This is a genomic window from Cylindrospermum stagnale PCC 7417 (assembly GCF_000317535.1).
GTDB lineage: Bacteria > Cyanobacteriota > Cyanobacteriia > Cyanobacteriales > Nostocaceae > Cylindrospermum > Cylindrospermum stagnale.
Genome location: NC_019757.1, coordinates 6,341,946 through 6,353,763 on the forward strand (window position 1 = coordinate 6,341,946; position 11,818 = coordinate 6,353,763).

Genomic DNA, 11,818 nt, shown 5'->3' on the forward strand with positions numbered 1-11,818 from the left:
ATCGCCTGAGATTAAAGAAGATTTCAGAGATTGAGTTAACTGATGGGAGATGTTCGATTTTGGCTTCAGCTGACTGCCACTTCTTGACTATTCTCACTATGTGCAGCCTCATCAGCTAGAATGACTGCCAATACTGGGTTTTCTGATTTTTAACTTTACAGCGATTTTCAGGTAAATAGACCACGCGGTAGACAGCATTGCTGTGACCCTACGAGAGATGTGGTTCAAATAGATGAAAACTGCTGTAAAATTCATAATCTAAGTCAATTGAATATTTAATTTAATTAAAAAATAGTGATTTTATAAACGTCAAATTAATGATATGTAATTCGGCAGTTGTGAACTTTAAAGTAAAAAAATTCACAAAAACTACTTATATATTTGCGTAATATTGGTAATAAGCTGTGTATGTATTTGGGCAGGACACGACGAATCGCGTCCGTATTATCCTGGATACTTGCCGCCATGAGGGCGAGATTGAGGGTTCGAGTTGTGAATTTAAAAAATTGCCAATTACCCATGAAACCTACACTTACAGCAATTGCATTTTTTAGCGTCCTTGCCATGCTGGCAGGTAAAGTTAATGCTATACCGCCTGAAAGCTCCCTACAGATTACAGCGAGCAAGGCGACAAACATCAGTCAGGCTAAGGAAAAACTGGATTTGGAACTGCTAGCTAAGGCGATTACCAGCTTTTTGCAGAGCGATCGCTATCTGACAGAATCTGAATCCTTGGTGAGCGCCAAGACAAACGGCTTCGATTTCAATATTAACGTTCAAACTAAAACTCTCGCCCAATCAGGTAGAAAGTTTCGCTCCCAGATTACCTTTACCCCACAAGATGCAAAAGCAAAACTTGACTATTTGGTGATTTCTGATGGTAAACAAGTTTGGATTTACAGACCTGACTTAAAACAATACGCCATAACTTCCTATGCAGCTTTCAAAGAATCATTTTTCATTGGTATCTCCTCCTTGGCTTTTGTAGAAATCCCTGAAGATACTAGAAAATCAATTGTTGAAACCGATTCATCAAAGGACATTGTCCAAGAATTTGGTTTAACTAACGATTCAGGGCTAAAAGAAGAAAAACGCACAGTTGATCGCGAGGAATTGACTGTCTACAGTTACACTGATACCAAGGATGGATTTAACTTCAGTGGCTTTTTCCAGCCAGTAACTGCAACTCTCAAGCAAATCCAAATGGGCGGTAACAGCGAAGGTTTGGATATTCTGATTACCGAAACAATTATTCAGAGAACTGCAAATCCAACTATCGACGCCCAGACTTTCAAATTTTCACCACCACCAGGTGCAAAAAAAGTAAGGTCTCTTTCGATTAGCCCTTTTTGAAGCTAGTGGGTTGGGTTTACCCAGGGTAAACCCAACAAATTCATCGGTAATGTTGGGTTTCGTCCTTCAAATGCCACTTCTGAGGGCCAGATGGCGATATCGCTACATCTGCCATAAAAGCTAATTACGTTATAATTTTTCTAAAACCGCAGAAATAAATTATTTATGAACAAAAAAAGTATTACAGCCATAATTCATACAGGTGATGAGTTTGGCTATGTTGCAGAGTGTGTAGAAATTTCTGTTGTTACCCAAGGGGATACTTTGGATGAAGTTGTGAAAAATCTTACTGATGCAGTTTTTTTGCATTTAGAAGGAGAAAATCCAGAGGATTTCGGATTAATTGAGCATCCCGCTATTCGCTTTATATTTGAATTACAGCCGGTTTATGCCTAAGTTGAGAAGATTATCCGCACAGGAAACTATTGAGATTTTCAATCAATTTGGTTTTGAAATTATTAGCCAAAAAGGCAGTCATGTTAAATTGCGGAGATTAGGAGAAACTGGAAAACAAACATTAACAATACCTAATCATAAGCAGTTGGATTTAGGTACTTGTCGGGCAATTTATCGTCAAGCGACTAAATATATTTCCGAATCAGATTTATATGATTATTTTTATGAATAAGTTAATTTGTTGCTATCTTATTATATTGAAAACATACTCTAGTTAAGCTAATTTGTCAGCAGCTAAAAATTACTAAAAAAGAAAAATTTTTAATGGCAGTAATACTTGTAGGGACACAGCATTGCTGTGTCCCTAATAATACAGCAAAATAATCGAAATTTAGTAATTTATGGAGAAGAGTCTAATATGGAAACTCAATCATACTTGATTGCAGAACTGCCTCTCAAACCTGATGAAATCGACAAAAAGCCACTTTTATTAAAGTACACTCCCACGTCAGAATTAGGAATTTTTTACTACGGAGAACAACCACTTCAACTTTCTTATACCACCAACAAACACAGCTATTACCAAGATTTAAGTAGGACAAAAATACAGCCAACAAAGTATCAGATACCTTGTTCAACATGGATTGCTTGTTTTAGTGATTGGCAGATTGAGGAAGATAACTTATATTGTCGTAGTGGCAAACTAGACCATGAAAGTGAGACCGAAAGAAAGTGTAAATACTTCTCTGGCTTTAAGTTTGATGATGTCACAGGTGTTTGGAGATGTACTTGGGAAACAGATGAGCGAGAAATGGTCTTTAACTCTACTTTTGAATATTCAGACAAGATAGAACTGGTATTAAACTTATTAGATGCTGTAGGCAGTTACAACGAATATCGCTATGCAGATGCTTCTTCTTAATAGAGATGAAATATTCTCCACAGGAAAAAAGTTCTCACTAAAACGCTGAATCCATCTGTTAATACCCAGAGATTGATATTTCCTCCCGCTCCGCTATGCCACCAGTAGAGCCAACCAGCAAAAAAAAACTCACAAATGTTGAGGAAATTTTTGTTCGGTAAAATAGTCACAGATAACAATAAGGTCATTATGCGATTACTACACACCATGCTGCGGGTAGGCAACCTGCAAGAATCTCTGAAATTTTACTGTGAACTCCTGGGGATGAAATTGCTACGACAAAAAGATTATCCAGGGGGAGAATTTACCCTCGCTTTTGTCGGCTATGGAGAGGAAAGCGAGCAGGCAGTGATCGAACTAACCTACAATTGGGGAGTGGATAAGTACGAATTGGGTAATGCTTACGGTCATATTGCCCTTGGCGTTGATGATATTTACGCCACCTGTGAGGAAATTAAAAATCGTGGCGGTAAAGTTGTCCGAGAACCAGGGCCAATGAAACACGGTTCGACGGTAATTGCTTTTGTCGAAGATCCAGATGGGTATAAAATAGAACTGATTCAATTGGGAAGTCAAGGCTCTGCTGCCAAACAGGAATCTCCAGAGCAGCTAGTGACACAGTAATTATCGCTTCAAAATTTAGGCGATCGCTATCTCCCTCCACCAACCTTGGCTATGGTGGGGGAGTTCTTGGCAAAATTAGTTAAATCTAAATAAGGAATTAAAATATCATCAATTACCAATCGAAAATTGCCACCGGAGATATATCCACAGGTATGAAGTATGAAGGATGAAGGATAAAAATTTTCCGCCTACCCTAGAGAAGGGCTGCCATGCCCCTTGGGAAGGTATTTGCAAAGGAGTTTTTCCGGACTCAATCCCAAATTTCTAAACTAAAATCTAAAATCCTTAAAGATGCAGCCTACAGATCCCAATAAATTTACTGATACAGCCTGGGAAGCGATTGTCAAATCCCAGGATATAGTCCGTGCTTATAAACAACAGCAACTAGATGTTGAACATTTAATCATTGCCCTATTAGAAGAACCCAGCAGTCTGGCAACAGGTATCCTCGCACGGGCTGAAGTTGACCCGCTGCGTTTGCAACAGCAACTAGAAGCTTATACCCAACGCCAGCCAAAAGTCGCCAAAAGCGATCAGCTATATCTGGGCACGAGTTTAGACACATTGCTCGACCGAGCCGAGGCAAATCGCGCTAAATTCAAAGATGCTGATATCTCCGAGGGTCATATACTCCTGGCCTTTGCTGAAGATGAACGCATTGGTAGAAGGGTGCTGAAAGGCTTTAACGTGGACATTGCCAAACTAGAAGCGGCTGTGAAAACTGTCCGCACTAGCAGTCCAAAGGTGATGGAACAAAGTCCAGAATCCCGCTTTGCAGCTTTAGAAAAATTTGGCAGGGACTTGACAGAACAGGCAAAAGCGGGAAAATTAGACCCGGTGATTGGGCGAGATGACGAAATTCGCCGGGTAATTCAGGTATTATCTCGCCGCAGCAAGAATAATCCGGTGTTGATTGGTGAACCGGGGGTGGGGAAAACTGCGATCGCCGAAGCATTAGCACAGAGAATGGTAAATGGGGATGTTCCTGAATCTCTCAAGAACCGCCAATTAATCTCTTTAGATATCGGTAGCTTAATCGCTGGGGCTAAATATCGCGGTGAATTTGAAGACCGCCTCAAAAATGTTCTCCGGGAAGTTATAGAATCAAACGGGCAAATTGTCCTGTTTATTGACGAACTACACACCGTTGTCGGCACCGGTTCCAATCAACAAGGGGCGATGGATGCCGGGAATTTGCTCAAACCGATGTTGGCACGGGGAGAACTGCGTTGTATCGGTGCCACTACCCTAGATGAATACCGCAAATACATTGAAAAAGACGCCGCCCTCGAACGCCGCTTTCAACAAGTATATGTAGACCAGCCCAGCGTGGAAAACACAATTTCCATCCTCCGGGGGTTGAAAGAACGCTATGAAGTGCATCACAACGTCAAAATTTCTGATTTGGCTTTGGTAGCCGCCGCAACGCTTTCAGCCCGGTACATTTCTGACCGCTTTTTGCCAGATAAAGCGATTGATTTGGTGGATGAGGCAGCGGCAAAGTTGAAAATGGAGATTACCTCCAAACCAGCGGAATTAGAAACTATTGACCGTCGGCTGATGCAGCTAGAAATGGAAAAGCTGTCTTTAGCTGGTGAAGAAAAGGGAATTGCTCAAACTAGAGAGCGTTTGGAGCGAATTGAGCTAGAAATCGCCACTTTAACGATCAAACAGCAGAAATTTAATGACCAATGGCAAGGCGAAAAGCAGCTATTGGAGGCTATCAGTGTTTTGAAGAAAGAAGAAGATGCCCTGCGGGTGCAAATTGAGCAGGCAGAACGGGATTATGATTTGAATAAAGCTGCTCAACTTAAGTATGGCAAATTGGAAGGAGTGCAGCACGATCGCGAAATTAAAGAAACCCAACTTTTAGAAATTCAAAACCAAGGTTCTACTTTGCTGCGAGAACAAGTCACCGAAGCCGATATTGCCGAAATCGTCGCCAAGTGGACAGGCATCCCCGTCAATCGCTTATTGGAATCGGAACGGCAAAAGTTACTTCAACTAGAAAGCCATTTGCATCAACGAGTGATTGGGCAAGAAGAAGCTGTAGCTGCCGTCTCCGCTGCCATTCGTCGCGCCCGTGCGGGGATGAAAGACCCTGGTCGTCCCATTGGTTCATTTTTGTTCATGGGACCCACTGGTGTAGGTAAAACTGAACTCGCCCGCGCTTTAGCTCAGTTTCTCTTTGATTCTGATGACGCCTTGGTGCGTTTGGATATGTCTGAGTATATGGAAAAACACTCAGTTTCTCGCCTCGTGGGAGCGCCTCCGGGATACATTGGTTACGAAGAAGGTGGGCAACTTTCTGAGACGGTTCGCCGGCATCCCTATTCGGTGGTGCTGTTGGATGAGGTGGAGAAGGCCCACCCCGATGTGTTTAATATTTTGTTGCAGGTGCTGGATGATGGGAGAATTACGGACTCTCAGGGGCGAACAGTCGATTTTCGCAATACTGTGATTGTGATGACGAGTAACATCGGCAGTGAATACATTCTCGATGTTTCTGGTGATGATACCAAGTATGACACAATGCGGAATCGGGTCACAGAGGCTTTGCGATCGCACTTTCGCCCCGAATTTCTCAACCGCGTCGATGACATTATCCTCTTCCACACCCTCAACCGCAAAGAAATGCGTCACATCATCCGCATTCAACTCCAGCGGGTAGAAAATCTGCTCAAAGAGCAAAAAATCTCCTTTGATATCTCTCCAGCGGCTTGTGATTACCTTGTAGAAGCAGGCTATGACCCAGTTTACGGCGCTCGTCCTCTGAAAAGAGCAATTCAGAGAGAAGTCGAAAATGCGATCGCCACCAAGTTATTAGAAAATACTTTTATCTCTGGAGACACGATTTTTATCGAAAAAGGTGAAACAGGTTTAACCTTCAGCAAAAAAGCACCTGTGAAGGTAACAGTAGTCCAAACTGCTACTTAGTAGATTTAGTCATTATAAATACCCTAGGTTTCTTTAATCAAATCTATTCATCAGGATGAATGATTTCTTATAGAAACCTCTTTTTTTGTTTCTTCTGTGTGTAAGTAGTCCTGTTTCCTCCCATTGAGTCACCAACGCTTTTTTAATTCTTCAAATCAGAATAGGACTACACTAACCTCCCCATATTTCAAAACTACTTCAAAAATAGCGTGGTAAGAATCTCTGAGTTATTCTGACCAAATTGGGTGTTATTAATTATTTTCAAGAAGCTTTTTTTCTGCACATAAGTTACTGTGATTGATACACAGCTAATTACCATAAATGATATAACAAAATTATTAGTAATTGTTGGTAAAAACCCAGAAACCAACTTTTTCCAATAAAATAGAAATAAAATATGCCATAAATATATCCATAAAGTAGATGAACTTATAAATACTATAGTTTTCATCACAAAATTTCTATCTTCGGATAAATTATAATTTACACATAATTTATCAACCACCAGAAAGGCAAGCATCGACATAAAAATCCCATAGGATAAATAGTACAGCCTTGGTGGATACTTGAAATTCTGTGGGAAAAGCATTACTCCCTGTTTGTAGTAATAATAAATAGCAAGTAGCGAAAATACGATTGAAAAAATCCCAGCAATAGATGCTATCAATTTTCTACTCATTTTGGGCAAAGTAATGCCCAAGCCAAATAAGCATCCATAAGGAATCAGGTAAAGAAAATAACTATTGATAAAACTCAACGCTAATTTATTTTCTAACTTAATATTCTCCACCAATTTAAAGGTCACCTCATAGCATAAGTAGCTGACTAATAGTAAAATAAGAAATAATCTTTTACCTTGACAAGCTCTATATAAATTTAAAATAGAAGTAGAAATAATAGCCATGATCATAAACACACGAATTATCCAGACATAGCCTGTCCCGTCTGCTGTTCCGTTTAATAAAATAAAACCATTTATAATTTCTTGTAGAGAAAATGGATAGTTTTTATTTAGCAAGGAAAATATTAAATAAGTTAAAATAAAATAAAAACTGAGAAAAAACCATACAGGAGCAATCAGTCGGGGAATTCTTCTCTGCAAATAAAGAAATAAAGAATATTCCCTATTATTATTAGAGTAGTAAAATAGTGTTCCTGATGTAATTACCATCAGTGGAACATCAAAATTTCGTAGATGAAATAAAATCTTGTCTTCTGGAATTACATGGGCAAGAATAATACAGAGTATAGATATAGTTTTTAAGATATCAAATCGAATATCTCTTTTTGCACTTTGCGTCTGTTCTAATGGATGCTTCATAGTTCTACTTCTTAGAATTCCCGTCCCTCTTCAGGGCGGGGTAGTTGAATGACAACGGAGAAATCGGTTCGATTTTTAGCAAAAAACTGCCCTTGAGGGTATCAGTAGTACAAATAATTTAACTGATTAGCGGTAAGCTGGCAATAACTACAACGGCAATGCTCTTTGTAGTTATTGCATCAAGATAAATGTAAATCTTATTATACGTAATACTACGGATTGCTTTTATATAATGATGTAGTTAAATTTTTGTTATAATTCAACTTAAAAGAAAATTATAATTTTCTAGCTAAAGCTTATGCCCTCTAACCTGCTTAGATCAATACCTGGGTTCAAAAAAATTAGAGCATCCTTAGATTTTTTGTTGGGTAGTAGCTACCGATCATCCAACTGGGGTAGAGTAGTTATGCAACGAGAGACTGGGAAACTTGTTGAAAATTTAAACCCCAGTAAATTGAAAGTTTTAGAAATATCTGGCAACAATTGGCAACAGACGAAATTTAAGGAATATAAAGCTGTTTACTATCCCCAATACGATATTTGTGAAACTACTCTGCCAGAAACTTTTGATTTAATCATTGCTGATCAAGTATTTGAACATTTGCTTTGGCCTTACCGTGCTGCAAAAAATGTGCAACAAATGCTGAATCCTGGAGGCTATCTTCTCATCTCTACACCATTTTTAGTTCGGATTCACAACTACCCCATTGATTGCAGTCGATGGACAGAAACAGGACTGAAGTATTTTTTAGCAGAATGTGGATTTCCTTTAGAAAATATCCAAACAGGTTCATGGGGTAATCGTGCTTGCATCAAAGCAAATTGGCATGACTGGGTTACCTATCGTCCCATTTTGTTGCAATCATTAAAAAATGAGCCTGATTTTCCTTATTGCGTTTGGGCATTGGCGCAAAAATAAAATATCAAGGCGTGGTTAATTATTATGGACTTTAAATTTACTGTAGCCATACCTACTTATAATGGAGCAAGTCGTTTACCCAGAATTCTCGACAGATTGCGAAGCCAAAAGGATATAGAAGAACTTAATTGGGAGATTATTATTGTTGATAACAATAGTAGTGATAGCATTGCCAAACTTATTCAAGAATATCAACAAAACTGGCATCACCCATTCCCATTAAGATATTTTTTAGAACCTCAACAAGGAGCAGCCTTTGCTAGAGCAAAAGCTATTGAAGAAGCAAAAAGCGAAATTATCGGTTTACTAGATGACGACAATTTACCCGCACCTAATTGGATTTTAGAGGCTTACAAATTTGCTTTAAATAATCCACAAGTTGGAGCTTTTGCCAGCCAAATTCACGGTGCTTTTGAGGTAGAACCACCAGAAAATATTAAGCCGATTTTATTTTACCTAGCGATTACTGAAAGGGGCGGACAGCCTCATTTATATCAACCTCTTCGTCAGGGCTTTCCACCTACGGCTGGCTTAGTTGTCCGCCGTCAAGCATGGCAAGACAATGTACCTAAAAAACCTTTTTTAATCGGTAGAATTGGCTCATCTATGTTAGGTAGTGAAGATGCCGAAGCTTTATTTTATATTCAAAAAGCTGGGTGGCAAATTTGGTATAACCCAAGCATGGAAATAGAGCATATTATTCCTGCATGGCGACTAGAAAAAGAGTACTTAATTTCTCTAATGAGTGGCGTTGGTTTAGCTCGTTATCATATCCGGATGTTACTACTTAAAACTTGGCAACGACCTTTTGCATTTTTTATCTATCTTGCCAATGATATGCGTAAAGTTCTATCCCATTTCATCCGTTATCGCAGCAAAATTAACAGTGATCTTTTAGTAGCTTGTGAAATGGAGAGACTTACAGCCACTGTTATTAGTCCTTTTTACCTAGGAAAGTTAAGAATTGAGAGGCTGATAAAAGCCATGTTTAAATAAGAATTTTTCATCAAAAATAGTAGTATTAATATTCAAAAATATGCCTAAAATTTCTGTGGTTATCCCAGTTTATAATGGCGAAAAAACTATCCAGGCAACAATAAAATCTGTTTTGCAGCAAACCTACTCAGACTTAGAACTAATTGTAATTAATGCAGATTCTTCAGATTTGACATTAGATATTATTGCTGGCATTAAAGATGAGCGAATCAAGCTATTTACATATCCTCAAGCAAATGCAGCAGTTAATCGTAATCGTGGTTTAACCCATGCTTCTGGGGAATTTATTAGCTTTTTAGATGCCGATGACCTTTGGACAGATGATAAACTTGAGGTACAATACAGAGCATTAGAAGAAAATACCCAAGCCGCAGTTGCTTATAGTTGGACTGACGCAATTGATGAAAAAGGTGAATTTTTACGACCTTGTAGTCATGCTATTTGGCAAGATGATGTTTATTCTAATCTGTTGTTAGATGATTTTATTGGTAGTGGTTCTAATGTGATGATCCGCTCTGATATTTTTAAGGAAGTAGGTGGTTTTAATGAAACGCTTACTAATGCAGAAGATACAGAAATGTGGCTACGTTTAGCTGCAAGATATCATTTTGTTGTCGTGCCTAAAGTGCATATTTTTTATCGAATATCTGCTAACTCAAAATCTTCTAATATCTTAGGATTAGAAACATCCAATTTACGAATTATTGAACAATCATTTGCAGTTGCGCCTTTATCCTTACAATACCTGAAGCCTTACAGAATTGCTAACCTCTATAAGTACCTTACCTACAAGGTACTGACAGTTACTCCAGGAAAACAAAACAGCCGACAAGCATATCGAATTTTATGGCAGACAGTGATAACTGATTTTACTGTTCTACAGAAGCCAATTATCTATAAAGCTTTCTTGAAGCTTGCAGTCATGACTCTACTAAGTCCTAAACAAGCTATAGCATTACTGAATAAATTTCCTAGATTGTCTAATGTCAGTACATTTTTTGGATATATAAAGACGAATTTTGGCTGAATAGGTATTGATAATTATTAATTCAATTTAAATTGCTCAGATAGTTGGAAAAAGTTACATTATGAAAATAGCTTATGTTACTACATATGATGTCTTAAATCAAAACTCTTGGTTAAAAGAGCTACAAGGAATCTGTGCAGCTGGTAATTACATTGCAAAATATCTGATAGATGAGTCTACAGATATAGATTATCTTGGCCCACTTAGCAAAAATTTCGCAGTATTAACCAGGGCAAAGTGGAGCTTTTATCGTTATGTATTTAAAAAAGACTACTATCGCTGGGCAGAACCATTAGTTGTCCAAAATTATGCCCGTCAAATTGAAAAAAAAATTAGTTTATTAAACACAGATATAGTTTTATGTCCAGAAAATATAGTGCCAATTGCTGATCTTGACTGTAAGCAGCCAATTGTTTTGTGGACTGATGCAACTCTAAGTTCTCTAATAAATTTTTATCGGCATATGGATAATTTATGTGATGAAAACATTAAAAATATATATGAAATCGAAGTTGAAGCTTTAAACCGCTGCAAATTGATTATTTACACATCTGAATGGGCAGCCCAAACAGCTATGAAGACTTATAAAATTTTGCCATCTAAAATCAAAGTAGTTCCTTATGGAGCCAATTTAGAATCTAATAGAAACTATGCAGATATTCAGGATATAATAAAATCTAAAACTTCCAGTTTATGCAAATTGCTTTTCATTGGCGTTGACTGGGTGAGAAAGGGAGGAGATATAGCTTTTCAGGTGGCAAAAGAGTTAAATTATGCTGGCTTAAGTACTGAATTAATAGTAGTGGGATGTCAACCACAAATCAATGAACCTCTACCCCCCTTTGTGAAAGTTATCGGGTTTATTGATAAATCTAAGCCAGAAGGTTTAGACAAAATAAGTAGATTATTTGCTGAAGCTCACTTTTTAATTTTGCCAACTATAGCAGACTGTACTCCCCACGTTTTTGCTGAAGCCAATTCCTTTGGAATACCTTCTCTATCCACAAATGTTGGTGGTATATCTACGCTTATAAAAGATGACCTCAATGGCAAAACTTTTTGCCCAAAGGCAAGCATTTCCGAATACTGTAATTATATAATTGCGCTGATGACCAATTATAGTGATTATCAAAAACTGGCGTATTCGTCTTTTGATCAGTATCAATCTCGATTAAACTGGAATGTCGCTGTACAGAATGTTAAGCAGTTAATGAGAGAATTGGTAGGATAAACATTTTCAGGTACGTCTAGAGGGGCGATCGCTCCTTCCTAACAGTCTACTATGGGCGAGTAGGGAAATCCGAATCACTATTAGGGGGCAAA

At 38.3% G+C, this 11,818-nt stretch carries 11 protein-coding genes; 10 read left to right on the forward strand and 1 reads right to left on the reverse strand.

Going from position 1 to position 11,818, the window contains the following annotated elements:
* The first annotated feature begins 519 nt into the window (after positions 1–519).
* From CYLST_RS26820 to clpB, 6 genes are all read left to right on the forward strand, one after another.
* A complete protein-coding gene (locus CYLST_RS26820) occupies positions 520–1,353 on the forward strand; it encodes a LolA family protein (protein ID WP_015210879.1) in 834 nt (277 codons plus the stop codon).
* Positions 1,354–1,518: 165 nt separating this feature from the next.
* Positions 1,519–1,749, forward strand: coding sequence for a type II toxin-antitoxin system HicB family antitoxin (locus CYLST_RS26825; RefSeq protein WP_015210880.1), 231 nt, complete (start codon positions 1,519–1,521; stop codon positions 1,747–1,749).
* A complete protein-coding gene (locus CYLST_RS26830) occupies positions 1,742–1,981 on the forward strand; it encodes a type II toxin-antitoxin system HicA family toxin (RefSeq protein ID WP_015210881.1) in 240 nt (79 codons plus the stop codon). Before CYLST_RS26825 ends, CYLST_RS26830 begins: the two co-directional genes overlap by 8 nt.
* 186 nt (positions 1,982–2,167) lie before the next feature.
* The gene (locus tag CYLST_RS26835) at positions 2,168–2,671 is read left to right on the forward strand and encodes a hypothetical protein (protein WP_015210882.1); all 504 of its coding nucleotides are present in this window, start codon (positions 2,168–2,170) and stop codon (positions 2,669–2,671) included.
* Between the two features lie 189 nt (positions 2,672–2,860).
* Complete coding sequence (gloA, locus tag CYLST_RS26840; RefSeq protein ID WP_015210883.1) at positions 2,861–3,295, forward strand: lactoylglutathione lyase; 435 nt, start codon at positions 2,861–2,863, stop codon at positions 3,293–3,295.
* Positions 3,296–3,586: 291 nt separating this feature from the next.
* Positions 3,587–6,232 carry an ATP-dependent chaperone ClpB gene (clpB, locus tag CYLST_RS26845; protein WP_015210884.1) on the forward strand — a complete coding sequence of 882 codons (2,646 nt, stop codon included), beginning with the start codon at positions 3,587–3,589 and terminating at the stop codon, positions 6,230–6,232.
* A 193-nt stretch (positions 6,233–6,425) separates the two neighbouring features.
* Here the strand turns inward: clpB and CYLST_RS26850 are convergent, their stop codons facing one another.
* Positions 6,426–7,553 carry an acyltransferase family protein gene (locus CYLST_RS26850; RefSeq protein WP_015210885.1) on the reverse strand — a complete coding sequence of 376 codons (1,128 nt, stop codon included), beginning with the start codon at positions 7,551–7,553 and terminating at the stop codon, positions 6,426–6,428.
* 406 nt (positions 7,554–7,959) lie between these two features.
* On the opposite strand from CYLST_RS26850, the gene CYLST_RS26855 reads away from it, so the two are divergent.
* From CYLST_RS26855 to CYLST_RS26870, 4 genes are all read left to right on the forward strand, one after another.
* On the forward strand, positions 7,960–8,472 hold the full coding sequence (locus tag CYLST_RS26855; RefSeq protein WP_245587438.1) for a class I SAM-dependent methyltransferase: 513 nt from the start codon (positions 7,960–7,962) through the stop codon (positions 8,470–8,472).
* 24 nt (positions 8,473–8,496) lie between these two features.
* Positions 8,497–9,468, forward strand: coding sequence for a hormogonium polysaccharide biosynthesis glycosyltransferase HpsE (gene hpsE, locus CYLST_RS26860; RefSeq protein ID WP_015210887.1), 972 nt, complete (start codon positions 8,497–8,499; stop codon positions 9,466–9,468).
* A gap of 40 nt (positions 9,469–9,508) precedes the next feature.
* Complete coding sequence (locus CYLST_RS26865) at positions 9,509–10,495, forward strand: glycosyltransferase (RefSeq protein WP_015210888.1); 987 nt, start codon at positions 9,509–9,511, stop codon at positions 10,493–10,495.
* Positions 10,496–10,556: 61 nt separating this feature from the next.
* Positions 10,557–11,726, forward strand: coding sequence for a glycosyltransferase family 4 protein (locus CYLST_RS26870; protein WP_015210889.1), 1,170 nt, complete (start codon positions 10,557–10,559; stop codon positions 11,724–11,726).
* The last annotated feature ends 92 nt before the right edge of the window (positions 11,727–11,818 follow it).

Coding starts and splice junctions, on each gene's coding strand:
- CYLST_RS26820 (WP_015210879.1), top strand. CDS start 520: ATGAAACCTACACTTACAGCAATTGCATTTTTTAGCGTCCTTGCCATG.
- CYLST_RS26825 (WP_015210880.1), top strand. CDS start 1,519: ATGAACAAAAAAAGTATTACAGCCATAATTCATACAGGTGATGAGTTT.
- CYLST_RS26830 (WP_015210881.1), top strand. CDS start 1,742: ATGCCTAAGTTGAGAAGATTATCCGCACAGGAAACTATTGAGATTTTC.
- CYLST_RS26835 (WP_015210882.1), top strand. CDS start 2,168: ATGGAAACTCAATCATACTTGATTGCAGAACTGCCTCTCAAACCTGAT.
- gloA (WP_015210883.1), top strand. CDS start 2,861: ATGCGATTACTACACACCATGCTGCGGGTAGGCAACCTGCAAGAATCT.
- clpB (WP_015210884.1), top strand. CDS start 3,587: ATGCAGCCTACAGATCCCAATAAATTTACTGATACAGCCTGGGAAGCG.
- CYLST_RS26850 (WP_015210885.1), bottom strand. CDS start 7,553: ATGAAGCATCCATTAGAACAGACGCAAAGTGCAAAAAGAGATATTCGA.
- CYLST_RS26855 (WP_245587438.1), top strand. CDS start 7,960: ATGCAACGAGAGACTGGGAAACTTGTTGAAAATTTAAACCCCAGTAAA.
- hpsE (WP_015210887.1), top strand. CDS start 8,497: ATGGACTTTAAATTTACTGTAGCCATACCTACTTATAATGGAGCAAGT.
- CYLST_RS26865 (WP_015210888.1), top strand. CDS start 9,509: ATGCCTAAAATTTCTGTGGTTATCCCAGTTTATAATGGCGAAAAAACT.
- CYLST_RS26870 (WP_015210889.1), top strand. CDS start 10,557: ATGAAAATAGCTTATGTTACTACATATGATGTCTTAAATCAAAACTCT.